Source organism: Qipengyuania sp. RANM35 (genome assembly GCF_041021145.2).
In the GTDB taxonomy this organism is placed as follows: Bacteria; Pseudomonadota; Alphaproteobacteria; order Sphingomonadales; family Sphingomonadaceae; genus Qipengyuania; species Qipengyuania soli.
Window position 1 is genome coordinate 2,785,186 of the sequence record NZ_CM196433.1, and the last position, 24,805, is coordinate 2,809,990.

23 protein-coding genes and 1 tRNA gene are annotated in these 24,805 nt (G+C 64.7%); 11 read left to right on the plus strand and 13 right to left on the minus strand.

The genetic code is table 11. From position 1 onward, the window contains the following. Positions 1-3 precede the first annotated feature (3 nt). Both RAM60_RS13930 and RAM60_RS13935 read right to left on the minus strand, forming a co-directional pair. On the minus strand, positions 4-1,341 hold the full coding sequence (locus RAM60_RS13930) for a patatin-like phospholipase family protein (protein ID WP_369026263.1): 1,338 nt from the start codon (positions 1,339-1,341) through the stop codon (positions 4-6). A gap of 52 nt (positions 1,342-1,393) precedes the next feature. Continuing rightward, on the minus strand, positions 1,394-4,174 hold the full coding sequence (locus RAM60_RS13935; RefSeq protein ID WP_369026262.1) for a phosphoenolpyruvate carboxylase: 2,781 nt from the start codon (positions 4,172-4,174) through the stop codon (positions 1,394-1,396). A gap of 228 nt (positions 4,175-4,402) precedes the next feature. Between RAM60_RS13935 and RAM60_RS13940 the strand changes: the two genes are divergently transcribed. From RAM60_RS13940 to putA, 3 genes are read left to right on the plus strand one after another with little or no spacing between them, the layout of a single operon-like run. After that, positions 4,403-5,275 carry a phosphorylase family protein gene (locus RAM60_RS13940; protein WP_200981916.1) on the plus strand — a complete coding sequence of 291 codons (873 nt, stop codon included), beginning with the start codon at positions 4,403-4,405 and terminating at the stop codon, positions 5,273-5,275. Beyond that, complete coding sequence (gene glpD, locus RAM60_RS13945) at positions 5,272-6,780, plus strand: glycerol-3-phosphate dehydrogenase (RefSeq protein ID WP_369026261.1); 1,509 nt, start codon at positions 5,272-5,274, stop codon at positions 6,778-6,780. The genes RAM60_RS13940 and glpD overlap by 4 nt, the downstream gene beginning before the upstream one ends. A gap of 60 nt (positions 6,781-6,840) precedes the next feature. Continuing rightward, positions 6,841-9,975, plus strand: a complete 3,135-nt coding sequence (gene putA / locus RAM60_RS13950; protein WP_369026260.1) for a bifunctional proline dehydrogenase/L-glutamate gamma-semialdehyde dehydrogenase PutA — start codon at positions 6,841-6,843, stop codon at positions 9,973-9,975. A gap of 86 nt (positions 9,976-10,061) precedes the next feature. Here putA and RAM60_RS13955 read toward each other — a convergent pair whose 3' ends face one another. Then, positions 10,062-10,475, minus strand: coding sequence for a hypothetical protein (locus tag RAM60_RS13955; RefSeq protein ID WP_369026259.1), 414 nt, complete (start codon positions 10,473-10,475; stop codon positions 10,062-10,064). A gap of 304 nt (positions 10,476-10,779) precedes the next feature. Between RAM60_RS13955 and dcd the strand changes: the two genes are divergently transcribed. The 4 genes from dcd to RAM60_RS13975 all read left to right on the plus strand — a co-directional run bounded on the left by dcd (position 10,780) and on the right by RAM60_RS13975 (position 14,151). Next, positions 10,780-11,334 (plus strand): dCTP deaminase, encoded by a 555-nt coding sequence (dcd, locus tag RAM60_RS13960; protein WP_173212812.1) that lies wholly within the window; start codon positions 10,780-10,782, stop codon positions 11,332-11,334. Next, positions 11,331-12,125 (plus strand): hypothetical protein, encoded by a 795-nt coding sequence (locus tag RAM60_RS13965; protein ID WP_369026258.1) that lies wholly within the window; start codon positions 11,331-11,333, stop codon positions 12,123-12,125. The genes dcd and RAM60_RS13965 overlap by 4 nt, the downstream gene beginning before the upstream one ends. Before the next feature lie 339 nt (positions 12,126-12,464). Further along, entirely contained in the window at positions 12,465-13,640 is a 1,176-nt protein-coding gene (locus RAM60_RS13970; protein ID WP_369026257.1) for a saccharopine dehydrogenase family protein, read from the plus strand. Positions 13,641-13,692: 52 nt separating this feature from the next. After that, complete coding sequence (locus RAM60_RS13975; protein ID WP_200981921.1) at positions 13,693-14,151, plus strand: DoxX family protein; 459 nt, start codon at positions 13,693-13,695, stop codon at positions 14,149-14,151. Here the strand turns inward: RAM60_RS13975 and RAM60_RS13980 are convergent. Continuing rightward, positions 14,148-16,298, minus strand: a complete 2,151-nt coding sequence (locus RAM60_RS13980) for a TonB-dependent receptor (protein ID WP_369026256.1) — start codon at positions 16,296-16,298, stop codon at positions 14,148-14,150. The genes RAM60_RS13975 and RAM60_RS13980 overlap by 4 nt on opposite strands. Positions 16,299-16,392: 94 nt before the next feature. After that, a tRNA-Gly gene (locus tag RAM60_RS13985) sits at positions 16,393-16,467 on the minus strand. 195 nt (positions 16,468-16,662) lie between these two features. On the opposite strand from RAM60_RS13985, the gene RAM60_RS13990 reads away from it, so the two are divergent. Both RAM60_RS13990 and RAM60_RS13995 read left to right on the plus strand, forming a co-directional pair. Then, a complete protein-coding gene (locus RAM60_RS13990) occupies positions 16,663-17,574 on the plus strand; it encodes a tetratricopeptide repeat protein (protein ID WP_369026255.1) in 912 nt (303 codons plus the stop codon). Positions 17,575-17,581: 7 nt separating this feature from the next. After that, positions 17,582-18,193 carry an LON peptidase substrate-binding domain-containing protein gene (locus RAM60_RS13995; protein ID WP_246449836.1) on the plus strand — a complete coding sequence of 204 codons (612 nt, stop codon included), beginning with the start codon at positions 17,582-17,584 and terminating at the stop codon, positions 18,191-18,193. A gap of 3 nt (positions 18,194-18,196) precedes the next feature. Here the strand turns inward: RAM60_RS13995 and RAM60_RS14000 are convergent, their stop codons facing one another. The 7 genes from RAM60_RS14000 to RAM60_RS14030 all read right to left on the minus strand — a co-directional run bounded on the left by RAM60_RS14000 (position 18,197) and on the right by RAM60_RS14030 (position 22,868). Further along, a complete protein-coding gene (locus RAM60_RS14000) occupies positions 18,197-18,820 on the minus strand; it encodes a MarC family protein (RefSeq protein ID WP_200981925.1) in 624 nt (207 codons plus the stop codon). Beyond that, entirely contained in the window at positions 18,817-19,491 is a 675-nt protein-coding gene (locus RAM60_RS14005; RefSeq protein ID WP_369026254.1) for a Cif family virulence factor, read from the minus strand. The genes RAM60_RS14000 and RAM60_RS14005 overlap by 4 nt, the downstream gene beginning before the upstream one ends. Then, entirely contained in the window at positions 19,488-20,384 is an 897-nt protein-coding gene (gene folD, locus RAM60_RS14010) for a bifunctional methylenetetrahydrofolate dehydrogenase/methenyltetrahydrofolate cyclohydrolase FolD (protein ID WP_369026253.1), read from the minus strand. The genes RAM60_RS14005 and folD overlap by 4 nt, the downstream gene beginning before the upstream one ends. Further along, positions 20,384-20,674 carry a YggT family protein gene (locus tag RAM60_RS14015; RefSeq protein ID WP_200981928.1) on the minus strand — a complete coding sequence of 97 codons (291 nt, stop codon included), beginning with the start codon at positions 20,672-20,674 and terminating at the stop codon, positions 20,384-20,386. The genes folD and RAM60_RS14015 overlap by 1 nt, the downstream gene beginning before the upstream one ends. Positions 20,675-20,756: 82 nt before the next feature. After that, entirely contained in the window at positions 20,757-21,656 is a 900-nt protein-coding gene (gene argB / locus RAM60_RS14020) for an acetylglutamate kinase (RefSeq protein ID WP_200981929.1), read from the minus strand. Between the two features lie 52 nt (positions 21,657-21,708). Then, entirely contained in the window at positions 21,709-22,620 is a 912-nt protein-coding gene (locus tag RAM60_RS14025) for a sulfotransferase domain-containing protein (RefSeq protein ID WP_369026252.1), read from the minus strand. 71 nt (positions 22,621-22,691) lie between these two features. After that, on the minus strand, positions 22,692-22,868 hold the full coding sequence (locus RAM60_RS14030; RefSeq protein ID WP_369026251.1) for a hypothetical protein: 177 nt from the start codon (positions 22,866-22,868) through the stop codon (positions 22,692-22,694). A gap of 107 nt (positions 22,869-22,975) precedes the next feature. Here RAM60_RS14030 and RAM60_RS14035 point away from each other — a divergent pair, with 107 nt between their 5' ends. Continuing rightward, entirely contained in the window at positions 22,976-23,821 is an 846-nt protein-coding gene (locus RAM60_RS14035; protein ID WP_369026250.1) for an SDR family NAD(P)-dependent oxidoreductase, read from the plus strand. Here RAM60_RS14035 and RAM60_RS14040 read toward each other — a convergent pair. After that, positions 23,818-24,156: a DUF1294 domain-containing protein gene (locus RAM60_RS14040; RefSeq protein ID WP_369026249.1), complete on the minus strand. Its 339-nt coding sequence runs from the start codon at positions 24,154-24,156 to the stop codon at positions 23,818-23,820. The two genes, RAM60_RS14035 and RAM60_RS14040, sit on opposite strands and share 4 nt — an antisense overlap. 76 nt (positions 24,157-24,232) lie before the next feature. Here RAM60_RS14040 and RAM60_RS14045 point away from each other — a divergent pair, with 76 nt between their 5' ends. Then, a complete protein-coding gene (locus RAM60_RS14045; RefSeq protein ID WP_369026248.1) occupies positions 24,233-24,802 on the plus strand; it encodes a thermonuclease family protein in 570 nt (189 codons plus the stop codon). Positions 24,803-24,805 lie beyond the last annotated feature (3 nt).

Below are 24,805 nucleotides of genomic sequence, written 5' to 3' on the forward strand. Positions count from 1 at the left end.
CGGCTAGAGCGTGCTGAGCGGCCAGAAGGCCCCGCCTGCCCGTTCTGCCTTGTAGCGCCCCAGGTCGCGCAGCCGCGCCATGAAGGCGGGCTTGAACATCTCGTCCTTCTTGAAGTTCTCGCCAACCTCGCTCGGGAAGGTGTCGTACTGGTCGGCCGTGGTGACGAGGATCTCGCCATAGGGATTGCTCAGGCGGAGCGAGGCGATGGCGCCGATTTCGCTTTCGTTGACCAGCAGGTCGTAGCCGCGCTGGCCGTTCTCGAGCGGACCCGACTTGTGGTTGAGGGTCTCGTCGAACTTGCGCACGGTCGGGCCGTTGCGGACCACGAAAACTTTCGGGGCCTTGCGCCGGTACTCTTCGGAAAAGGCTTCCTGCGTGACCGCGGCGGTCTTGGTCATGCCATGGCTCGCCATGGCCTCGCGCACCTCCTTGTCGACGAGAGCCATCGCGCGATCGAAGAATACCGAGCGCCTGACGCCGCCATCGTAGAGCGACAATGCCTTTCCGCCGCTCCCCGCGACGCGCAGTTGCTGGTGGAAAATTGGCATGGCGGATGAAGCCATCGTGGCCGCCGCCAATGCCTCGGTCGCGGCAGCCTTGTTCGCCGCCTTGTTCACCAGTTCGCGCAAATCGGCATAGCGGAAGATGCCACGCTCCGCTTCAACGAAGCCCGCGTATCCCGCAACGCTCGACGCGCCAATGGCATCGACAAGGCGATAATCACCGCCCGGTGCCAGCGCCTCGATAATGCGCTTCCTCAAGGGCGCGGTTCCGGCGGCCGAACCGTACAGCGGGACCGTCAGGAGCCCGTTGTGATCGACCACATCGCTCTCCTTCTCCGGTGAGTAGCCCCAGAGCATGCGGTCGATGGCGAAGCGCCGCATTTCGGGTGTCTGCTTCTCGTCGAGAGCAACCATCAGCATCATCGTCTGCAGCGATCCGGTCGAAATGCCGGTAATCACGCCGATCCCGGGCAGGGCCAATTCCGGGGCACCACTCTTCCTGCTCAGCGTGTCGAACAGGCCCGCGCCGAAGGCACCCCACTGGCCGCCGCCTGAAAGCAACAGGACATTGCATTCTCCGGGCCCCTCCTGTGAATGGCACAGCACTGCATCGCGTACGGAGCAGGCCAGCGGATCGTCGACCCGGCACAGCTCGGCCGTCTGGGCGTCACGCTGGATATCGCGAAACAATGGCCCGGAATCGCCGTCCATGACATGCGAGTAGAAGCCCTCGACCTCGAAGGTCAGCGCGCCGCGGCGGAAGACCTTGAAGACCGTGAGACCGATCGAGACCAGTGCCACCAGCGTGACCAGCACGCCAAGAAAGAAATTGCCCAATTCGCTTCTCCCCCTGTCCTGCGGGTGTGAAGCGAAAAGCGCGAAATTTCAATCAGCCGTGGGCGCCGAACTCGTTGGCGATCGAAGTCGAGATGCGCAGGCAAAGGGCATAGGCATCGTCGATCGGGTCGATGAATTGCTGGCGGATGGCGGCATAGCCCTCGTCCTGGCCCGGGGGGTAATCGCCCGGCTCGGCCATGGCGAAATCCCCCTTGCGCGGGAAGCTGGTGGGATAGGCGCGGCGCAGCTGCGCTAGAGCGTCCTCGATGCGGAGCGAGAAGACCATCTCGAGCACGTCGTGGCGGCTGATGTCGTTGGCCCGGCTGAAGGCCGGGACCGACACGGCCTTGAGGAAGATGTGCTGGAGCAGGGCCAGGCGAACTGCTTGAAGCACGCCGATCATGCGTCGCACCCCTTCGCGTTCGGGATGCGGGTCCTCGTCGGGCACCAAGTCGAACAGCCGGTGGAGCTTGAGCGCATCGACCCGCAGGCGCGAGGCGAGGCGGCGGAAGACTCCGTTGCGGTCGTCGGAAATCAGGTACTCGGCCAGGGCCTCGCAAGCCTCGCCGAGGTGGTCCTCGGTCCCGCGATAGGGGCGGCTGGCCCAGTATGCCGAATTGAACAGCTCGCCATAGGCGGCGACCGTCTTGATGCTGGCGAGCGCGTTCGATGCGCGGACCAGGCGCATGATCTGCTGCCCGCGCGCGCTCTCGCCGATCAGCGCGGCGATGTCCTCCATGTTGCCTTCCGCCGCACTGCCGACACCGGCGATGATGTTCACCGGGTAGCCGAGCTGCTGGAGGATGGCGTTGTGCGGAATGGCGCGGATCTGGCGCAGGCTCATGTCGCGGTCGGCGGCGATGTCAGACTGGCGGCGCGACTTGCGGCTGCCGGTTTCATTGAGCAGGCCGAGGCCGAAGGCGGTAATTGCGCGGCTGTAGGTCCGGCTTTCCAGGTGGTCGCGCTGGTGCTCCTTGATCGCGCGGTAGAAGTCGAGGCTGAGGTCGGTGCGGCGGTAGAAAGGATCGACCGGAGCATCGGTGTCCGTGTGCGCGGGACTGAACTCGACGATCCGCGTCAGGGTCGCCAGCGCCAGCTCGGGTGTACCGAAAAACAGATATCCGTCGCCACCCTGGAAGCTCGCTTCCGGCTCCAGCGCAATGCCCGCACGGGCGAAACGGCGCTGCGCCCAGGGGCTCAGCGGCCATTCAAGGCGGTCCTCGAAGCTCGAGGGATGGGCGCCGCGGCCCATGCCTTCGCCATGCGTGTCGAAAACCAGCGCCGCGACATCGGTCATGCCGTTATTGGCCATCGCTTCGGCGAGGCGGCCCTGCAGGCGCTCGATGGCAAGGCTTGCGGGGATCTGGCCGACGAAGCGCCCGGCATCGGAAAATCCCGTCTGGATGGCTACGCGGCCGCGTTTGCGGGCGTAGCTGCGGTAGGCTTCCTCGGCGAGCAACTGGTCGAGGAAGCGCCCGCCGTGCTCCAGCGCTGTCTCGGTCTCGAACAGGGGCGAGACGTCGACCTTGCCGTCGATCCCGAAGCGCTTGGCGAAGAACAGCGCGGCAAGCACGGTCGAGGGCTGCTCGCATTCGGCCACCAGCATGCGGATCGGCGCATCTGCGTCCACATGCTTGAGGATCTGCGCCATGGCGAGGAACTGGCGCACCGCTGTCGAGCTTTCGACCGCGAGGCTGGCGAAATTGGCGCTGATCGGCTCAGCGGCATCGACGAGGTCGCGCAGCGCCGCCACCGCACCGCGGCTGCCGAGATCGATGTCGTGCGCATCGCCGAGCCGCTGGCGGATCGCATTATGCAGCTGCTTGGCATTCACGCGGAAGTGGATCCAGCCCATGCCGAGGCCGTCTGCGCGCATCGCCGCGGCGAGAGTGCGCAGGGCGATGGCCTTGCCGGTTTCGGCGGCGCGGGCCTCCTCTTCCAGCTGCGCAACCAGCGGGGCGAGCGAGAGCAGTCGCGCCTCGCCCCCTTCGGTCAGCCGGTCTGCGGCAGCGGAAAGGTCTGCCGGATCGGACAGGTCGCCGCCGAACTCCGCGGCACTGGCACCGGCGAGATCGCCTGCCGTGCGCAAGGTCGGGATCAGCGGGTGAGCACCATCGATGGCTTCGAGCGAGGCGGCGTAGCGCGACAGGCGTTCGGCTTTTTCCGACAGGCGGAAGGCGATCGAGGTGTACCACTTGATATCGGTGCGACCGTCCATGTCGTAACCGACCCAGCTTGCGAAGCGGAAAGGCAACGGAGCCAGTTCCTGCCAGCGTTCGGGCCATGCCTCGCTCGCCTGCCGGAAAACTTCGGCCACGATCCGGTCGCGGGCGTCCTGCGCGCGGGCGATGGCTGCCATGGCGCATTCGTGTTCGTAGGCGAGAGTTATGTCTGGCCGCTCGCTTCCGGTGCCCGGTGGGATGGGATCGCCGGTTACGGCGCTCTGCGCGACCGCTTGCGACTGGCCGGGCGTGAGGAGGAAGGTCGGGTGCGCGGTGAAGACCGCATGGAGATGCGGGCGCTCCCAGAACCTGCGAAAGGCGTCGAAGCTGCCTGACGCGTCGGCCAGTTCCGCGAGACGGCGCGAGGATGCGGAAGGCTCGACCAGGCAGCGCAGGCGCGACGCGCGCGATTCGAGCGACTTGGCTTCGAGCTCGTCGACCAGCCCGGCAAGGTCGGCAATCGAGGTCATCCCGCTTTCGAGCTGGCGCGACAGGTCGAGCGAAAGCTGGAATACCGGGTTGAACAGCGGTGTCTGCGCAGTGGTCCGGTGCAGCTCGCGCAGCCGCTCGCTGAGCGCGGCTAGGGTCGGCTGGAGCGGCTTGGGGGTCATCGCACTGTCCTCGCTTTCAGGGGCGACACTGTTCGGCGCGGAGGCGCCCTCCCGTCAAGCAAGCCTGTCCTTCGCCTTGCATGAATACGGTTGCGGCGCGCAAATGCTTGCCGGGGCTGGACACGGCGTCGGGGAGAGGTCACCCCCTTCTGCGCGTTAACCCTAAGCCGGAACCGTGCGGTCACGTGCGGGCGGGCAGTGCCTTTTGAAAAGGGACCAAGGAAGATCATGAGCGACTGGACCATCGGAATCATCGGCGGATCGGGCCTTTACGCGATGGATGCGCTGGAGGATGCGCAGTGGATCCGGATCAACTCGCCCTGGGGCGAGGCATCGGACGAAATCCTCTGCGGCACCATCGGCCATGTGCGCGTGCGCTTCCTTCCGCGCCATGGACGCGGTCACCGGATCTCGCCGTCCACACTGAATTCACGCGCCAATATCGATGCGCTGAAGCGGGCGGGCTGCACCGACATCCTCGCGATCAGCGCGGTCGGCTCGCTGTCCGAAGAACTGCCCCCGGGCCGCTTCGTGACGGTCGACCAGTTCATCGACAATACCAAGGGCCGTCCCTCCTCTTTCTTCGGAGACGGACTCGTCGCGCATGTCTCCATGGCCGATCCGGTGTGCCCGCGCCTGTCGAAGCACGCGGCGAAGGCGGTTGCCAAGGTCGGCGGGGATTGCAGCGAGGGCGCGACCTATCTCGCGATGGAAGGGCCGCAGTTTTCCAGTCGCGCCGAGAGCAAGCTCTACCGCCACTGGGGCGCCGAAGTCATCGGCATGACCGGCATGCCCGAGGCCAAGCTCGCACGCGAGGCGGAGCTTCCCTATGCGCTGCTGGCCATGGTGACCGACTGGGACAGCTGGCGCGACAACGAGGCCAGCGTCGATGTCGCCGAAGTGGTCGCGCAGATGGGCAAGAATTCTGCCGTCGCTCGCAAGGCGGTCGAGGCATTCTGCAAGGGTCTGCCCAAGAAGCGCAATCCTTCGCCCATAGATCATGCGCTGTCCGATGCGGTCATCACGGCACCGGACAAGCACGACAAGGAGTTGCTTTCCAAGCTCGACGCCGTGGCAGGACGCCTGTTCCGCCACTCATGAAGGAGTACTACGACCTCCTCGTCATCGGCGGCGGGATAAACGGCGCGGGGATCGCGCGCGACGCGGCGGGACGGGGGATGAAGGTCCTTCTGGTCGAGAAGGACGACCTCGCCTCTCATACCTCGTCTGCCAGCACCAAGCTGGTCCATGGCGGCCTGCGTTACCTCGAGAATTACGAGTTCCGACTGGTCGCGGAATCGCTGCGCGAGCGCGAGGTGCTACTGCATGCTGCGCCGCATATCATCTGGCCACTGCGCTTCGTGATGCCGCACGAACCCTCCATGCGACCCAAGTGGATGCTGCGGGCCGGGCTGCTGCTCTATGACAATATCGGTGGGCGGATGAGCCTGCCCAAGAGCCGTTCGGTCGACCTGCGCAAGGCGCCACACCGCGGGGTCCTGCAGGATCGACTGACGTCCGGCTTCGAATACTCCGATTGCTGGGTCGAGGATTCGCGGCTGGTCGTGCTCACGGCAATGGACGCCGAGGCGCGGGGCGCCGAGGTGCTGGCGCGGACCGAATGTACCGGGCTGGAGCGGGGGCCTGAGGCGTGGCAGGCGATGCTGCGGGACGAGGCCGGCACGCGCGAGGTTTGTGCGAGGGCCGTTGTCAACGCCGCGGGTCCTTTCGTCGACCGCGTGGCCAGGGTCGCGCTGGGCCAGGGCACGCCCGCACACCTGCGCCTGGTCAAGGGCAGCCATATCATCGTCTCGCGCCGTTTCCCGGGAGAGCACGCCTATATCTTCCAGCAGCCCGACGGGCGGATCGTCTTCGCCATTCCCTACGAGCGGGACTTCACCCTCATCGGCACGACCGACCAGTTGTTCGACGGCGACCTCGACGCGGTCGAGATCTCGCCTGCGGAGGTCACTTACCTGTGCGAGGCCGCTTCGCGCTATTTCGCCAGCAGCGTGACGCCCGACGAAATTGCCGCGACCTATGCGGGCGTGCGCCCGCTCTACGAAGACAATGCGGCCAAGAATTCGACCGTGACGCGCGACTATGTCTTCGAACTGGACACGGCGGACGGCGCGCCGATCCTGTCGGTCTATGGCGGCAAGATCACCACCTATCGCAAGCTCGCCGAACATGCGCTGGCCAAGCTGGGCAAGGCGATGGACTTGCCCGGAGAGGCGTGGACGGCCGACGCATCGCTTCCGGGCGGTGAGTTCGAGGACGGCGATTTCGCGCGCTTCCTGTGGCGCGCCAGCGAGGGGCGCGAATGGGTGCCACCCGAAATGCTTCTCCGGCTGGCGCGCGCCTACGGGACGCGGCTGGCCGAAGTGCTCGGTGATGCCACCAGCCTCGACGACCTGGGCGAACACATGGGGGGCAACCTCTACGAGGCCGAATTGCATTACCTCGTCGAGCACGAATACGCCCGCACCGGTGAGGACGTGCTGTGGCGGCGCAGCAAGCTGGGTCTCCACCTGCCCGCCGGCGCCAGGGAGCGGGTGATCCGCTGGATGGCTGAGAACGCTACGGCACGCGTCGACTTCGCTTGATTGCGCGAGGTTGCGGGTCCAAGGGCCGCGCAACAATCTTTCACGCAAGAATTGAGTCGTATGGCCGCCGAAAATTCCCTCCCCAAGTCCATCTCCCGCCAGGCATTGCGCGAGGCCTATCGCGCGGAAGAAAACGCGCTGGTCGCAGAGCGCATGGCGCAGGCGCAGCGCGCGTCGGAGAAGAACGCGGAGGCGGCGCGACTTGCAGGTCGGCTGATCGAGGGCGCGCGTTCGCGCAAGGCAAGCGGGCTCGATGCGTTCCTGCAGCAGTACGGCCTCGCGACCGAGGAAGGCATTGCGCTGATGTGCCTTGCCGAGGCGCTGCTGCGCGTCCCCGATGCGGCGACCGCCGATGCGCTGATCCGCGACAAGATCGGCGATATCGACTGGGCCGAACACCTCGGCGAAAGCTCCTCGACCTTCGTCAATGCGGCGACCTTCTCGTTGATGCTTACGGGCGAAGTGCTCGACCGGCCGGAGGATATCCAGAAGGGCCTCGGCAAGACGCTGAAGCGCACCGTCAATCGCCTCGGAGAGCCGGTGATCCGCAAGGCGACGCTGCAGGCGATGAAGATTCTCGGGGGGCAGTTCGTCTTCGGACGGACGATGGACGAGGCGCTGAAGCGTGCCGCGCCGGAACGCGCGCGCGGGCTGACGCACAGCTTCGACATGCTCGGCGAAGGGGCGATGACCTATGCCGATGCCGAACGCTATAGGCAGAGCTACGAGCGCGCGATCGTGCGGCTGGCGAAAGAGGCCACGGGCAAGGTCGAAACTTCACCCGGCATCTCGGTGAAGCTTTCGGCGCTGCACCCCAAGTACACCTTCCTCCACGCCGCGCAGGCGGTGGCGGAGCTCGTGCCGATGATCCGCGACCTCGCGGTCATGGCGCGCGATGCGAACATTCACTTCACCATCGACGCCGAAGAGGCCGAGCGGCTCGAACTGTCGATGGATATCATCGAAGCGCTGGCGGCGGACGATGCGCTGTTCACCCGCGCCGACGGCTCGCAGTGGACCGGCTTCGGGCTGGCGGTGCAGGCGTACCAGAAGCGCGGCGTGCCGATGGTCGACTGGGTCGCGCGGCTTGCCCGCAAGCATGACCGCAAGTTCTTCGTCCGCCTGGTCAAGGGCGCGTACTGGGATACCGAGATCAAGCTCAGCCAGGTCGGCGGGTACAAGGACTTCCCGGTCTTTACCCGCAAGCTTGCGACCGACGTCAGCTACCTCGCCTGTGCCGAGCGGATGCTGGCCGCCGACGATGCCATCTACCCGGCCTTCGCCACGCACAACGCCTACACGATCGGCGCGATCAAGGCGCTCGCGGCAGGCAAGACTTTCGAGTTCCAGCGTCTCCACGGCATGGGCGAGGACGTCTATGACACGCTCGCGCAGGCCGAGGGCAATGCCCGCACCAACGTGCGCATTTATGCGCCTGTCGGCACCCACAAGGACCTGCTCGCCTACCTCGTCCGCCGCCTGCTCGAGAACGGGGCCAACAGCAGCTTCGTCAACCGCATGGCCGATGCCGATGTACCGGTGAGCGAGCTGGTGACCGACCCGGTAGCGGACCTCGCCGCGCTCGAGCCCTATCGCAATCCGGCGATCCCGCTGCCGCGCGACATCCTGCCCAACCGCGTCAATTCGGCAGGCGTCGACCTTGCCGATCCGACCGTGCGCGAGCCGCTGCTGGAGCGCCTCGCCGCGCTCGAAAGCCGCCAGTGGCACGCCGATCCGACCTTCGTCTCCAGTGCCGAGGGCGAGACCGCCCCGATCACCAAGCCGCACGATCTCAGCCAGACTGTCGGCACCCGCCGCGATGCCTTGCCCGAGGAAGTGGCCGAGGCCATCGCCCGGGCCGAAGCGATCCAGCCCGGCTGGGACGCGCTGGGCGGCGAGAAGCGTGCGCTGCTGCTCGAGGAAGCGGCCGACCTGTTCGAAGCGCATACCGACGAAATCCTCAGCCTGTGCCAGCGCGAAGCGGGCAAGACGCTGGTCGATGCGGTGCTCGAACTGCGCGAGGCGGTCGACTTCCTGCGCTATTACGCGGGCGAGGCGCGGCGGCTGTTCACTGCGCCGATCCCGCTGCCCGGCCCGACCGGCGAGGAGAACCGCCTGACGCTCGCCGGGCGCGGCGTCTTTGCCACGATTTCGCCCTGGAACTTCCCGCTCGCCATCTTCATCGGCCCCGCCGCCGCCGCGCTCGCCGCGGGCAATACGGTGGTCGCCAAGCCCGCCGAGCAAACCCCGCTAATCGCTGCGCTGGCGGTGAAGCTGTGCCACCAGGCGGGCATTCCGGAGGACGTGTTCCAGCTGATCACCGGCGCGGGCGATGTCGGCGCGATGATCACCTCCGACCCGCGCATTGCGGGCGTCGCCTTCACCGGCTCGACCCAGACCGCGCAGGCGATCAACCGCAGCCTCGCCGCGCGTGATGCGCCGATCGCCACCTTCATCGCCGAGACCGGCGGGCAGAACGCGATGATCGTCGATTCGACCGCGCTGCCCGAGCAGGTCACGCGCGACGTCGTCGCAAGCGCCTTTCAGAGCGCCGGTCAGCGCTGCTCGGCCCTGCGCGTGCTCTACGTCCAGGAAGACGTCGCCGACGGCATGATCGAGATGATCCGCGGTGCATTCGAAGCGCTGAGCGTGGGCGATCCCGAGGACCTCGCGACCGATGTCGGCCCGGTGATCGATCCCGATGCGCAGGCCGCGCTCGAACGCCATGTCGCGCGGCGCGAACAGTCGGGTCGGACGATCTGGCGGCGCGACCTCGCGCCCGAGACCGCCAAGGGCTGCTTCGTCGCGCCCACGATCATCGAGATGGATTCGATCCTCGACCTGAAGCGCGAGAACTTCGGCCCTGTCCTCCACGTGGTCCGCTTCAAGGCCGCCGACCTGCCGCAAGTGGTGCGCGACATCAATGCCACCGGCTACGGCCTGACGCTGGGCCTCCATTCGCGGCTCGAAGAGACCCGCGAATATGTCGAGCGCCACGCGCGGGTCGGCAATTTCTACGTCAACCGCAACCAGATCGGCGCGGTGGTCGAAAGCCAGCCCTTCGGCGGCGAGGGCCTGTCAGGCACCGGCCCCAAGGCGGGCGGCCCGCACTACGTCCTGCGCTTCGCGACCGAACGCGTTGTGTGCATCGACACGACGGCTGCTGGCGGGAACGCGACGCTGCTGGCGAGTTAGGAGCTGAATGTCCGCTAACGACCCGATTGCGGACATACCACGCGCAGCAGGTATCCAACCTTGATGGACCGAGCCAAAGCGCGCCATCAGTTCTCAGTTGATTTACGACACGGACTCTTAATAATATTTTCAATGATAGTATTAGATTTATCTAATCGGGGAATTGCGCTGCCGTCATCAGAATGCAAATATATTGCCAATCCCTTCGCTCTTTTGTCACTTACAATTCTATATTCTATGTTTCCGTCATATATAGTGATGGCATCTGCATGCGAATTGTTTTCGTCCGAGCCCAGCATATACACTAGACTTCTATCATAAGTATATTCGCGAATGTTTGATAAAATAGTGTCAGATGGGACGTATCGACATTCCCATCTTTGCCCTTCTAGATTTGAGCGCTCAACGCAGCCATTCAGCACAGTAAAGAAAGCCGATGCAGTCACCAGCAGTATCAGGGGGTCAATTACAGAGCCGTCTGGACGGTCGGGCTTGGTCAATTACGCGCTCCTTGGATGGCAAGTGCTAAGTACATTGAATAGAAAAAATGAAATAATTAAAAGGGGATGCACCCCCAAATTTGCGTTGGATGGTTCGAGCGTAGAGGGTGAGATCGAAGCCTCAATAGCTTTTCGAGCAATGAGATTCCCTCAATTGCCCAACTCTGCTCCACGAACAATGAAGCGTCATACGGATCAAGTGCTTCTGTCAGCTTTCCACTTATAGTCGGCCATTCCATCCGCAAAAGGGGATATTCCCCGCCCCAAGCTTGCCCCCGCCCCCCCAATCGGGAATCCCTCTTCCATGGCGATTCTTTCGGACAAGTGGATCCGCGACAAGGCGATGAACGAGGGCATGATCGAGCCCTTCGTCGAGGCGCAGCGGCGCGAGGGGTGCATCTCATATGGCCTGTCGAGCTTCGGCTATGATGCGCGGGTTGCGCCCGAATTCAAGATATTCACCAATGTCGACAGCGCCGTCGTCGACCCCAAGGATTTTGCCAGCAACAGCTTCGTCGACCGCGACACCGACGTCTGCGTGATCCCGCCCAACAGCTTCGCGCTGGCGCGCACGGTCGAATACTTCCGCATCCCCGAGGACGTGCTGGTCATCTGTCTCGGCAAGAGCACCTATGCGCGCTGCGGGATCATCGTGAACGTCACCCCGCTGGAGCCGGGCTGGGAAGGCCACGTGACGCTGGAGTTTTCCAACACCACGCCGCTGCCCGCCAAGATCTACGCCAACGAGGGCGCGTGCCAGTTCCTGTTCCTGCAGGGCAACGAGCGGCCCGAAGTTACCTATGCCGACCGCGCAGGCAAATACATGGGCCAGCGCGGGGTGACTTTGCCGAGGCTATGAGCGTCGGCCGCTTTCCGTTCTGGCGGGTAGTTCCCAAGGACCCGGGTAACCAGCGAAGCGGCGAATACATCCTCCCTGTCATGCCCCCGGCGACCGCCGGACCCGATGGCGCGCCGCATATCATGGGCGGCGTCGCGCTGGCGGCCATCGTCGATGCGATGGAACTCGACAGCGAGCTGCCGCTGTTGTGGGCGCAGGTCCAGTTCCTCGGACCGACGCAGCATGCCGAGGAACTGGTGGTCGCGGTCGAGCAATGTGGCGGCGGGCAGGCGGTGGCGCAATATGCTGGCTCGGCCAGCGTCAACGGGCGCCCGACCCATCGTGCGAGCGGCGCACTCGGTTTTCGCGAGCCTTACGAACAGACGCTCTTCGCGCAGATGCCCGACCTGCCCGGTCCCGATGCCGCGACGCCGGTCGAGATCAGCCATTCCTCCCCCGGCGGACTGCCCGACCAGTTCGAATATCGCGTGGCCCTGTATGACGAGGCGCGCGGAATGCAGGCGACATGGACCCGCTCACGTGCGGATTTCGCCGTAGATGCGGGATGGCTGGCGATCATCTCCGACCTCTTCCTCGGCGCGCATTCGGCCTCGCGCGGCGGGTCGAGCCTCGATGCCATGTTCCGCTTCGTCCAGGGGACCGATCCGGGCTGGGTGCTTTCGGTGATCGAATTCGCCGCCTTCGACCGCGGCGTGGTCCATGGCTCGGCGCGGCACTTTGCCGAGGACGGACGGTTGCTGGCGATATCGAGCCAGACCGGCGTGCTGCCGCGCATCCCGCGCGGGACATAGCCGAAGGCGCGCTTTCCTACTCGCGCGAAATCGGGTTTGCTTGCTTCCCCATGCGCGATCCAACGAACCAATCCTTCCACGATGACAATTGGCGTGGGCCAAGGCGACACATTTGCACGCGGCCCGGTGACACATCGCCGGCATGGGGTGTCATCAGCCTGGGCGCGAGTGACGCTTTGCGCCGAAGGGTGACACTTCGGGCCGCGCAGGGTGACAGGGGCGGCATTAATTCCCTGGACCGTGTTCCATGTGTTCCATCCTGTTGGATTGGCACTGACGCTACGTCTTTGACTCCGGCCCATGTGGCGCGCATTCAAGCGGGCAAAGGAGAGAGAATCCATGGCTGACCGCGAATTCGACATCATCGTCTATGGCGCCACCGGCTACACAGGCCGCCTCGTCGCCGAACATTTCGTGCGCGAATACGGCAACAAGGCCGACGGTCCGAAATGGGCGATGGCCGGTCGCAGCATGGCCAAGCTGGAGGAAGTGCGCGGCGAGATCGGCGCGCCGTCCTCGACCCCGCTGGTGGTCGCCGATGCCGATGATCCGCTGAGCCTCGAGACCATGTGCAACCGGACGAAGGTCGTGCTGACCACGGTCGGCCCCTACCAGCTTTACGGCGATGGGCTGGTCGCGGCCTGCGTAAAGACCGGAACCGACTATGCCGACCTTTGCGGCGAGCCCGCATGGATGCGCGAGCAGATCGACCTCCACCACGAGGCAGCGAAGAAGAGCGGTGCGCGGATCGCCTTCTCTTCCGGATTCGATTCCATTCCCTTCGACCTTGGCGTCTTCATGCTGCAGCAGGAAGCGGTAAAGCGCCACGGCTCGCCCGCACCGCGCGTGAAGGGCCGCGTTCGCGGGATGCAGGGGACGTTCTCAGGCGGCACGGCGGCCAGCCTGACCGCGACGGTGAAGGCAGCGGCCAAGAACCCCTCGATCATCAAGGTGCTCAACAGCCCCTTCGGCCTGACGCCCGGATTCGAGGGGCCCGACCAGCCCAGCGGCATGATCCCGCGCTACGAGGACGAGCTCGGCAAGTGGGCCGCGCCCTTCATCATGGCGACGATCAACACCAAGAACGTCCACCGCACCAATTTCCTGCGCGACTTCCCCTACGGGAAGGACTTCCGTTACGACGAGATGATGCTCACCAGCCCGGGCGAAGCGGGCAAGGCGGCGGCCAATGCGGTCATGGAAATGCTCAAGAACCCCTTCGGCGCCAAGCCGCCCGCGCCGGGGGAAGGGCCGAGCAAGGAAGAGCGCGAGAACGGTTACTACGATGTGCTCTTCGTCGGCGAATGGCCCGACGGGAAGCGCATCCATTACGGGGTCAAGGGGCGGTACGATCCGGGCTATGGTTCGACCAGCCGGATGCTGGCGGAGACGGGCATGGCATTGCTCGCCAGCGATGCCGAAGGGGGCGTGGGCACGCCCGGCTCGTTCCTCGGCGAAGCGTTGGTCGAACGCCTGCGCGATCATGCCGAACTGACCTTCGCCTTGGAGGATTGAGGAACGACGGCGGGAGAGGGCCGTTTCGGGAAGCAACAAGGGGAGAGATATAATGGCTACGATCGCCGCCATACTGGGTCGCATCCTGCTGGGTGCGCTGTTCATCTTCGCAGGCTTCGGCAAGGTCATGGATCCTGCCGGGACCGCCGCCTACATGGAAGCCGAGTCACCGATCCCGGGCAGCCTTGCGCTGGCCGTGGGCGTGTTCGAGATCGTCGCAGGGCTGGTGCTGGCGAGCGGCTTCATGACGCGGCTGGCCAGCGTGCTGCTGATCGGCTTCACCGCGCTTGCCACGCTGTTCTTCCACGAGAAGGTCACCGACCAGCTGCAGGCGGCAATGGCGCTCAAGAACCTCGCGGTGATCGGCGGGCTGATGATGGTCTTCGCCTATGGCCAAGTGCGCGGCCAGGTCGGCACCTGGCGCGAACGCGACCGGGCGCATGACGCCGAGGTCAAGGCGGCCCATGCCGAAGGCAAGGCCGAAGGGCTCACCGAAACGCGCGCCGACTAGAAGCTGGCGCGCAGGTTGGCGCTGAAATTGCGCCCTGCCATTGGCACATAGTCCTTGGTGAAGCTGGCGTGGCGCCGGGCCGTCACGTCGAGGATGTTGTCGGCCTTGAACACGATCGCGATATTCCTGTCGCCACGAATGGGTCGCCAGGTGAAGCTCGCGTTGAGCAGGGTGAAGCCCTCGGTCTGTGTTTCCAGCGGTGCGGTCCGCGTCATGTCATCGGCCCATTCGACCTCGACCCGCGCGTCCCATGGATCGCTCTGCGCCTCGAGCCCGGCCGTCAGGCTGAGCGGCGGGATGCGCGGCAGTGGCGTGCCGTCGGCAAGCTTGGCATCGATGTAGTCGCCCTTGAGGTCGAGGAGCACCGATACCGGCCCGTTGTCGATAAAGGCCCAGCTCGCCTCGCCCTCGACCCCGGCATAGGTCGCATCGCCCTGCCGGTATTCATAGACGGGGAGGCCGTCCTCCACATCGCCTGTCGCGGCCTGGTAGATGTAGTTGTCGAACCAGCTCTTGAAGAGGGCGAGATTGAACTGGATCGGGCCTTTGGATCCGCGGGCATAGATTTCTCCGCCCCATGCCCGTTCGATCTTCAATCCCAGGTCGCCAACTTCGAACGACTGGGTGGCTATATGGGGACCATTGGCCAGCAATTCCTCAGCACTCGGCGCGCGCGAGACTCGCGACGCGTTGACGCCAAAGCGCAGTCCGCCATCGGTCTCGTAGGAAAGGCCTGCAGCACCCGACACGGCATTGAAACTGCGTGCGAACCCGATCTGGGTGGAATCGACGGATGAGTGCTCGAAGCGGCCGGCAAGCTCGAGTTCGAGAGGGCCGATGTCGAACTCCTGCAGCGCGAAGCCGGCCAGCTGCTGGGTGCGGTTGGGCGAAATATAGGCCTCGTCGCCGACGGCCAGGAAGTCACGGAAATAGTACTGCCCGCCAAAAGATCCGCGCCAGTTTCCGCGATCGGCCTGGATGAACTCTAGGCGACCCTCGATCCCCTGAACGTCGAATGTCGTTCCCGGATCTCCGCCTTCGAATTCGGTGTGGGTGTAATCGCTGTAGGCGGCGCGCAGGCGGATGCGATCGAGAAATCCGCCGCCGGTCACGGCCTCAGCTCTGAGGTCGCCACGATACTGACGCAGGCCGATGGAAACTTCCTCCGCCTCCCCGCCGCCCGGGCGCGTGGGAACGCCATAGGCCGTGTCGTAAACGCCGATCGCGGCGCCAATGTTGCTCTCGCCAGCGAAGAAGGCGACGCCCGCATTGGCTGTCCAGGTCTCGGTGCCGCTGTTCGGTAGTGTCCCGCGATTGAGAGCGGCCGTGCGAAGTTCGTCAGCGGCATCTGTATCGCCGCCAAGTTCGAGAGCATCGGCCTGGCCGAGCAGTTCTTCGCGCAGGGCCGGCGCGATCTGGTATCCGGCAATCGAAAGGTCGTCCGATCGGCGCCAGCTGCCGTCCACATGGCCGACAAATCCACCGCCAAGCGGGACGTCGAGCGAGCCACCGGCTTCGCGCATGTCGCTTGCCGTATCTGCTCCTACCAATGCGTCCACATGGTAGGATTCATCGGGGACCCTGCGCGGAATGCGCTTGTCGATGACGTTGATCGCTCCGCCTATGGCAGAGCTGCCGTACATCATGACGGCCGGACCGCGCAGGACCTCCACCCTTTCTGCCGTCAGCGGGTCGATGGTAACTGCATGGTCGGCGGAAGTGTTCGAAATGTCGATCGAGCCGATCCCGTCGACAAGGACGCGGACACGCTCGCCGGAGAAGCCGCGCAACACGGGACGGGACGCACCCGGGGAGAAACTGGTCGCAGAGACACCAGGGAGGCCGGCAAGCACATCGCCAATCTGGCCGGCGGTGTTTTCCTGGATGGCGCGGACGTCCATCACCGACGTGCCGGCAAGCAGATCGAGCTTCTTCAGCCCGTGCCCGGTGACGACAATTTCGCCCTTGTAGTCGATCCGCCTGTCATGGAGGTCGTCCCCGGCATCCGCCGGATCACTGGCAGCTTCCTGCGCCGTTGGCTCGTCTGCAGGCACGGCGTCCTGCGCCAGGACGGGCTGCGGGAAGGTCAGCGCTACGAAAGAGAGCGAGGTGAGAAGAGCGGCCTTGCCGCGCGCATGATACAACATCACCGCGCCAGATAGTGGCAAGCGCTAGCTACGCAAGCGATTAGTCGCCGGAACGGCGAAATTGCCGGACGAAATGCGTGATGCAGTGGGAAAATGGAGCGGGCGAGGCGATTCGAACGCCCGACCCTCACCTTGGCAAGGTGATGCTCTACCCCTGAGCTACGCCCGCTCACTGGCGCTACCGGAACCAAGTGGTCCCGGTGGGGAGGCGGCCAACTAGCAGCGGGTTTTGAGTCCCGCAAGCCCAAAAAGCGCTTTCTTGGTAGCGGCCTTGCCACGGCCCGTGCGCCCCTTCACATTGGCGCGACAAGTCCCACATGGGGCGCTGGAATTTCACGCAGAAAGGCGGATCAAAGTGGCGAGCATGGGTCTCAGCATCGACGAACAGAAGGCCGTGGACCGCTTCCGCAGCGAGGTGGTCGAGCCGTCGATGACCAAGCTCGTCATTCTCGACTTCTACGCCGACTGGTGCGGACCGTGCAAAGCGCTTGCGCCGGTGCTCGAGAAGGTCGCAGGCGAGTACGCCGACAAGGGCGTCGAATTGCGCAAGATCGATGTCGACAAGGAGCAATTCATCGCCGCCCAGTTCCAGGTCCAGTCGATACCGACAGTCTATGCCATGTTCCAGGGCCAGCCCGTCGCCGACTTGACCAATGCGCGCAGCGAATCGCAGCTGAAGCAAACGCTCGACCAGATCCTTGCCCAATTGCCGATCGAAGGCGGTGAGGTTGATGGCGGGGCGCCGCAACAGGACGTGTCGCAATTCGTCGAGATGGCCGAACAGGTGCTGGCGGAAGGTGATGCGGAGCGTGCTGCGGGAATCTTCGGCCAGGTTGCGGAAATGGCACCCGACAATGCTGCCGCGCATTCCGGCCTGGTCCGCGCTCTCGTCCAGGCAGGTCATGTCGAAGCGGCGCAGGCGGCCATGACCTCGGCTGAAGCAAACCCGGCTGTCGCCGCAGACCCTGCTTTGGCACAGGCAAAGACTGCACTGGAGCTTGCAGGCAATCGCGTCGACGACAGCGAACTTGCCGAGCTGAAATCCAAGGCTGCGGGTGGCGACATGGATGCGCGCTATGCCTATGCCGAGGCGGCATTTGCTGCCGGCGACCGCGACGGTGCGGCCGATGAGCTCCTGGCGATGTTCGAGGCCGATCGCGAATGGAACGACGGCGCGGCCAAGTCCAAGCTGCTGCAGATCTTCGAAGCCGTCGGGCTGGAAGATGCCTGGGTTGTCGCGACGCGTCGCCGCCTCTCGCGGCTGCTGTTCGGTTAGGGCGCGCGTGAGCACGAAGCTTTCCATCTTCCCCCTGCCCGGTGCGATCCTGTTCCCGGGCCTGCAGTTGCCGCTGCACATCTTCGAGCCGCGCTATCGCGAGCTTGTCGGCCACGCGCTGGCCAAGGATCGCCTCATCGGCATGATCCAGCCTCAGCGTTCGCGCGAAGGCGCGCCGCTTTACGAGATCGGCTGCGTCGGGCGGATCGGCGATGTCGAGGCGCTGGAAGACGGGCGTTACAACATCGTCCTCGATGGCGAGGCACGCTTCCGGGTGATCCGCGAGCTCGAAGTCAAGACGCCCTTCCGCCAGGTCGAGGCGGAGATCATCGAGGATCCGGAAAACCAGTACCTCTCCAGCGTCGAGCGGGCCGGCTTCGAATTCGAGGCGCGGCGCTTCGCTGACGCACAGGGCTATTCGGTGGACTGGGATTCGGTATCGCGGCTCGATGACGAGACGCTGATCAACGGCGTCGCGCAGATTATCCCCTTCGACGCGGCGTCGAAGCAGGCGCTGCTCGAAGCGCCCGACCTTGCCAACCGGTGCGAGTTGATGATCCAGCTGATGCAGTTCTTCGCCCTGCGCGACGACGGCGACGAGATCGTCACCCTGCAGTAGAGCCTAGAGCCCGAAAGAGTTCTTCAAGCCGTCGATCACATATTGTGCGGCGAGGGCTGCCAGAAGCACGCCGAGCAGCCGGGTGATGACCGCTTCGACGCGGTCGCCGAAAATCTTCATCAGCGGGCCGGCAGCGATCAGTGCCAGCATCGTCAGGAGCAGGACCGCAGCCAGCGCCGCGAGCACGATAAGCGTGCCTTCGAGGCCCTTGGCATTGCTCATCAGCAGCATGATCGAGGCTATGGCGCCGGGGCCGGCCAGCATCGGCATGGCCATGGGGAAGACCGACACGTCCTCGATCTCGGGCGTGGCGGCCACTTTCTCTGCCCGCTCTTCGCGGCGCTGGGTGCGTTTCTCGAAGACCATCTCGAAGGCGATCCAGAACAGCATCAGGCCGCCGGCGATGCGGAAGCTGTCGAGCTCGATATGCAGCGCGCCAAGGAGGTCCTCGCCGAACAGGGCAAACACCAGCAGGATGGCCGAAGCGATGATCGTCGCGCGGATCGCCATGTTGCGGCGCTGGGCCTGCGACGCGCCCTTGGTCAGGCCCGCATAGATCGGCGCGCAACCTGGCGGGTCGATCACGACGAAAAGCGTGATGAAGGCGGAGATGAAAAGCTGGGTCATTGCGTCGGCGCCGCTACGGCAAGCTCGAGCACCTTGTCCATGCCAGCGGGCGAGTTCACGTAGACGGCTAGGTCGCGCGCGTTGTCATCGCGGACATTCACGTTCCAGGACAGGGTGCCGTCGGCAGACTCGCCGAAGAACTGGCGTTTTGGTCCGTCTGCCTGGACAAACATATTGGAACGCTGGCATTCCGCGACGACAGTACGAATGAACTCGGGTGCTATGAGCGGCTCCGCCAGCACGTCGCCCTGGTCCATAACCCACTTGTATTCGCCGTTCTTCTGGCGCTCCCAGACGGTCGTAAAATAGCCATGCGTGCCGTTCGGCCGCTGCCAAGCACCGCGGGTGACCGCCAACGAGCCGTCGCAGCTCGACCAGACTTCGTGCGGCTGCCACTTCACCGCCTCGGAAGGATCGGTCCGCTTCTTCAGCCACTCCTGCGCATTGACCGGTTCGGGCACGAACATGGTGGCGTCGCCAGTCGCAAATTCCCGAAAGGCGGTCCACTGGCCCTTTTCCTGCGCGCGCCTGGCAAAGGCGAGTTCCGTGGCCACCACTTCGCTCGGCTTGGCGGTCGGAGCGAGGAGCCGGGCATAATAGTCGCGCGGTCGCTGCGGGGATGCCGAACAGGCGGCAAGCAAAACCGCCAGCGAAAGCGCGACGATCCTCACAAGGCGTCCTCGGGCAGGTCGAGGCCTTCATTGCGGTAGGCTGCGACAATCGCGTTCCTCAGGAGAACGGCAATTGTGGTCGCCCCCACACCGCCCGGGACAGGCGTAATGGCGCGGACATGGTCGAGTGCCTCGTCGTAGGCGACGTCACCGACAATGCGGCCCTTCTCCTCACCGGCTTCGGGTGCGAGGCGGTTGATTCCGCCATCGAGCACGATCGCGCCCGGCTTCAGCCAGTCACCCTTGATGAGATGGGGCACGCCGACTGCGGCGACGACGATATCTGCGCGGCGGAGCACTTCGGGCAGGTTGCGCGTGCGGCTGTGCGCCATCGTCACCGTGCAGTTCTCTGCGAGCAGGAGTTGCGCCATAGGCTTGCCGAACAGGATCGAGCGACCGACCACGACTGCGTCCATGCCGGAAAGGTCGCTAAGCATCTCCTTGAGGATCATGGTGCAGCCGAGCGGGGTGCAGGACACCAGCGCATCCATGCCCAGGACCAGGCGCCCCGCGTTGGCCGGGGTGATGCCATCGACGTCCTTGTCGGGGTCGATCTCCGCGATCACCGCTTTCTCGTCGAGGTGCTTGGGCAGCGGCAGCTGGACGAGGATGCCATCGACATTGCGATCGGCATTGAGCTTGCGGACCAGTTCTACAAGTTCGTCCTGCGGGGTGTCGGCGGGCAGGCGGTACTCGAAGCTCTCCATGCCCACGGCAACGGTCGCCTTGCCCTTGCTGCGGACATAGACTTCGCTGGCCGGATCCTCGCCGACGAGGACCACGGCAAGGCCCGCCTTGCGACCCGTCGCCTGCTCGAACTTCGCCGCGTGTTCGCCAACGCGTGCGCGCAGCTTCGCCGCGAAGGCCTTCCCGTCGATAATTTCCGCGCTCATCAGCCGAAGGCCACCGAGCCGAGAACGATCAGGACGATGTTGAGGAGGATGATCAGCACGATTGGCGAGAAATCGATCGCGCCCGTGTTCGGCAACAAATTGCGGATCGGTCGCAGCACCGGTTCGAACAGCCGATTGATGGCATCGTAGAAGGCGGCGAGGAATTCGTTCGACCGTCCCACCACGTTGAAGGCGAACAGCAGCCCGATGATGAACTGGATGATGATCAGCATGATCACGATCGAGGTGATCATGTCGACGATCTGGTAGAGTGCCACGAGGCCTGTCATTTCAGTCGCGTTCCCGTCGGTTGAAACTTTGTCGGTGTCCTACAAGAGTGGCACGGAGCGCGCCACCCCCGAAGCGGCAGTGTTACCCGGCGCTGACGAGCGTACCCGCACCGCGCGCGGTGAAGAATTCGAGCAGCATCGCGTGCGGCACCCGCCCGTCGAGGACTACCGCCGCCTCGCACCCGGCCTCGACCGCCTTGACGCAGGTTTCGAGCTTGGGAATCATGCCGCCGCTGATCGTGCCGTCTTCGCGCAGGCGCGCGATGTCGGCAGGCCTGAGGTCGGTCAGCAGATTGCCCTGCTTGTCGAGCACGCCGGTCACGTCTGTCAGCAGCAGCAGGCGCGCAGCGCCCAGGGCCGCGGCCAGCGCGCCCGCCATCGTATCGGCATTGATGTTGTAGGTATGTCCGTCCTCGCCAACGCCAATCGGCGCGACGACCGGGATCATACCGGCAGCAGTCGCGGTTTCGAGCACGGTGGTGTCGACCGCACTCGGCTCGCCCACGAAGCCGAGGTCGAGTGCCTTCTCGATATTGCTGTCCGGGTCTTTTTGCGTGCGCTGCAGCTTGGTCGCGGTGACGAGGCCGCCGTCCTTGCCCGAAATGCCGATCGCCTTGCCGCCGGCACGCGCGATCGAGCCGACAATCGCCTTGTTGATCGCGCCGGACAGGACCATTTCAGCCACGTCCGCGGTCTGCTTGTCGGTGACACGCAAACCATCGACGAACCGGGTTTCGACACCCAGCTTTTCGAGCATCGCACCGATCTGCGGCCCCCCGCCGTGGACGACGACAGGGTTGATGCCCACCGCCTTCAACAGGACCACGTCTTCGGCAAATTCGCGCGCGGCCTGCTCGTCGCCCATGGCGTTGCCGCCGTATTTCACCACGAAGCTCTTTCCCGCGTAGCGCTGGAAATAGGGCAGCGCCTCGATCAGCGTTTCCGCCTTGGCGTGGATGGTCGAGAGGTCGGTGTCGGTCATGCGGGCCGAACTAGCGGGGCGGGAAAGGGGAGGAAAGCGGTTTTACCCGCTCCTATCCCTGCAGGGCATCGACTTCCGCCGCGAGACTGGCGAAGTCCTTGTGTCCCGTGACCGGCGCAACCCGCTCCGCCCACAGCGCGTCGATCTGTGCTGCAATCGCAGGCGGAACCTGCTTTGCATCGCTTCCTTCGGCCTTCACCTTGCTCGATTCAAGATCATGCAGGCCCAGCATTTCCGCCATGCCCTGCTTGATCATCGCGTCGTCGAACTTGTCCTTGTGTTCGTACATGAACTCGCGCGTCGTCAGCGCATCGACCCGATCGATCATCGCGTCATCGGCGTCGATGCCGAGGAAGGCGGCCATCTTCCGGATCATCGCCTGCTTGTTCTTCACCATCCAGCGGTAGGTGACGAGCAGCGTATCTGGCTCGTTGCGGCGCGCGTACCAGCTCAGCAAGTGCGTGTAGTAGTCGCAGCCGCCCGGCCCGCCCATCATCCAAAGCGGAAAGAATTCTTCCATCGGGATGGTACCCGGCTCGAACAGGTAGCCCGAGAAGAAGCGGTGGAACGAGTGGTAAGTTTCATGCGGGTCGCGCAGCGTCACGATGTAGCGCATGCCCGGCTCCAGGCGCTCGTATTCGCGGTGCGACTTGAAGCCTCGCGGTGACGCCTTCTGCGGCACATTCATGTCGAAATTGTTCTGTTGCGCAGTGTCTTCCCACGGCGTCATGCGGCTGATGTCGTCGAAATCCATGTCCGCCTCGCCGGTTGCAGCGAGCATTCGCAGCTGGTGGAACATCTGCTGGGTCATGGTGGTACCGCTCTTGGCCCAGGAGGTGATGAAGACATCCCCGGCATGCGGTTCATAAGTGCGATAGTCAGGCCTCTCGATCGCCTGCATCGCGCCGAGGTTCATTCCCACTTCTTCGATCGAGCGCGCAAGACGCCCCAGTCCGACCGTCATCCCTGTCTCCCCCTGCAAGTCGCGTCCCCGCGGGAACTATGCCATCGCGACCGCGACGAGGGAAGGCGGAGCTATTTTTCGAGCGCCCAGGGATTGGCTGCATGCTTCTTGGCGGCGATTTCCGCCTGCTGCTTTGCCGTTTCTTCTGGGGAGGGCACGCTGCAATAGGCGAGCAACAGCACGCTGGCCCCGAACCACAGCGCGCGCCATCGGCTGGCAAAGACGGTTCCGAGTCGCGGTCCGAACATGGCCGTCATCCTAACTCGCGAGGGTTAACGAGCGCCTCCCTTTCGCCATTGCGGCGCGGATTGCGCGGGTCCATGCTCGCCCCCGGAGAAAAGTGGAGGAGAGGACGATGCAGCATCTGGAAGGCAAGGTCGCATTCGTGACCGGGGCGGGCTCGGGTATCGGGCTGGGCATTGCGCAGGCGCTGGCCGCTGCGGGGGTCAAGGTCATGCTCTGCGATATCGAGCAGGCCGCACTCGATCGCGCGGTGGAGGGACTTGCCGCGACCAATGCCGACGTCGCCGGTGTTCGCGCCGATGTCAGCCTCAAGGAAGAGCTCCAGAAGGCTGCGGACGAGACCATCGCGCGCTTCGGCAAGGTCCATATCCTCGTCAACAACGCTGGCGTCGGGGGCGGCGCAGAATACGGCAAGTGGACCGATGCCAGCTGGAACTGGACCATCGGGGTCAATTTGATGAGCGTCGTCTGGGGCATCGAGATCTTCGGTCCGCTCATCGAGAGTCATGGCGAGGGCGGCCAGATCGTTTCCACGGCTTCGATTGCCGGGCTCATCGCCGCAACAGGTCCGTCCTACAATGTCACCAAGTACGGCGTAGTCGCCCTGAGTGAAGGGCTGCGGGTCGACCTCGCCTCGCGCGGGATCGGCGTGTCGGTGCTGTGCCCGGGGTTCATCAGGACGCAGATCATGGATTCGCGCCGCAACGTTCCTACCCGTTTCGGCGAGCTGGAGCAGCAGAACGAGGGCGACGGCGCGGCCGAGTTCGTCCAGCTGGCGCGCGAGGCGATCGAGAACGGGATCGACCCGCGCTATGTTGGGGAACTGGTCCGCGAAGGGATCGAGGGCGACTGGCCCTACATCTTCACCGACCTCCAGTTCGAACCGCTCATCAACGAACGCTTCGCCAACATCACTGCGGGCTTCGACCGCATCCGCGACCGGGTGCCGCAACGCTAGCTGCGCTCGAACACCTTCGTCAGGGCATTCGGCAGCAATTCGTCGCGCATCGGGCTGTCGCTGAGCAGGCTGATGTAGAGGATGTAGAGCATGGCGAGCACGTAGAGCAGCATGACGAGCCGCAGCGCCTCGTTGAAACTCTTCTTGCGCGTCTTGTGACGGAACAGCGAACGGCCCGCGAGCGCGCCAGGCAGCCCACCGAACAGCGCCAGCGTCAGCAGCGTGCTTTCGCGGATGCGCCATTCGCCGGCTTCGGACCGGGCCTTGTCGATGCCGAACATGGCGAAGGCGGTGAAGTTCATCGCGATCAGGAAGTAGGCGAAATATTCGGTCATCGGGGCATGCGACTCATCGGCTCTGCCACTGGTCTAGCGCGCAAGGCTTAACGGATCGCGCTACGGAACATCGACAATGGCCCGCAGACGATTCGTATCGCGAAGGAAACCGCAACCGGTGCGCTTCGACGCGCTCTGGCAGAAGGCGCGGGCGCGACGCTCGCAGTGGCGGCGCATCCGGCGGCTGGCGACGCCCTTCTTCCTCCTCGGCGTGCTGCTCGGCGTGTGGCTTTTCGTCGGCGACCGGATGCGACCGGGCGCGGAGGAGTGGGTCGAGGTCCCGACCCGCTTCGAACTGTGCGGCAGCGGGCCCAACAGCGCCTGCGTCATCGATGGCGACACGGTGCGCTACGGCCATTTGCGGGGCGACCGGCGCATCCGCCTGACCGGCTTCGACGCACCCGAAATGGACGGCGCCTGCGCTGCCGAGCGGACCAGGGCGCAGGAGGCCAAGCGCGCGCTCCAAGCCTGGCTCGCCGAGGGGCCGTTCGAATGGAACGGCGGTGCCGATCCCCCGCGCGACAAATACGGCCGCGAGCTGCGCGCAGCGCGGCGGGGCAAGGACGAGCTTGCCGACCACATGATCGGCCTCGGTCTTGCCGAAGGCGGCGGCTGGACGACGCAGCGCATCGACTGGTGCGCATGAAGC

Coding starts and splice junctions, on each gene's coding strand:
- RAM60_RS13970 (WP_369026257.1), top strand. CDS start 12,465: ATGGCTGACCGCGAATTCGACATCATCGTCTATGGCGCCACCGGCTAC.
- RAM60_RS13980 (WP_369026256.1), bottom strand. CDS start 16,298: ATGTTGTATCATGCGCGCGGCAAGGCCGCTCTTCTCACCTCGCTCTCT.
- RAM60_RS14040 (WP_369026249.1), bottom strand. CDS start 24,156: ATGACCGAATATTTCGCCTACTTCCTGATCGCGATGAACTTCACCGCC.
- dcd (WP_173212812.1), top strand. CDS start 10,780: ATGGCGATTCTTTCGGACAAGTGGATCCGCGACAAGGCGATGAACGAG.
- RAM60_RS14045 (WP_369026248.1), top strand. CDS start 24,233: ATGGCCCGCAGACGATTCGTATCGCGAAGGAAACCGCAACCGGTGCGC.
- RAM60_RS14035 (WP_369026250.1), top strand. CDS start 22,976: ATGCAGCATCTGGAAGGCAAGGTCGCATTCGTGACCGGGGCGGGCTCG.
- glpD (WP_369026261.1), top strand. CDS start 5,272: ATGAAGGAGTACTACGACCTCCTCGTCATCGGCGGCGGGATAAACGGC.
- RAM60_RS13935 (WP_369026262.1), bottom strand. CDS start 4,174: ATGACCCCCAAGCCGCTCCAGCCGACCCTAGCCGCGCTCAGCGAGCGG.
- putA (WP_369026260.1), top strand. CDS start 6,841: ATGGCCGCCGAAAATTCCCTCCCCAAGTCCATCTCCCGCCAGGCATTG.
- folD (WP_369026253.1), bottom strand. CDS start 20,384: ATGAGCGCGGAAATTATCGACGGGAAGGCCTTCGCGGCGAAGCTGCGC.
- RAM60_RS14015 (WP_200981928.1), bottom strand. CDS start 20,674: ATGACAGGCCTCGTGGCACTCTACCAGATCGTCGACATGATCACCTCG.
- RAM60_RS13940 (WP_200981916.1), top strand. CDS start 4,403: ATGAGCGACTGGACCATCGGAATCATCGGCGGATCGGGCCTTTACGCG.
- RAM60_RS13975 (WP_200981921.1), top strand. CDS start 13,693: ATGGCTACGATCGCCGCCATACTGGGTCGCATCCTGCTGGGTGCGCTG.
- RAM60_RS14000 (WP_200981925.1), bottom strand. CDS start 18,820: ATGACCCAGCTTTTCATCTCCGCCTTCATCACGCTTTTCGTCGTGATC.
- RAM60_RS14025 (WP_369026252.1), bottom strand. CDS start 22,620: ATGACGGTCGGACTGGGGCGTCTTGCGCGCTCGATCGAAGAAGTGGGA.
- RAM60_RS13990 (WP_369026255.1), top strand. CDS start 16,663: ATGGGTCTCAGCATCGACGAACAGAAGGCCGTGGACCGCTTCCGCAGC.
- argB (WP_200981929.1), bottom strand. CDS start 21,656: ATGACCGACACCGACCTCTCGACCATCCACGCCAAGGCGGAAACGCTG.
- RAM60_RS13965 (WP_369026258.1), top strand. CDS start 11,331: ATGAGCGTCGGCCGCTTTCCGTTCTGGCGGGTAGTTCCCAAGGACCCG.
- RAM60_RS14030 (WP_369026251.1), bottom strand. CDS start 22,868: ATGTTCGGACCGCGACTCGGAACCGTCTTTGCCAGCCGATGGCGCGCG.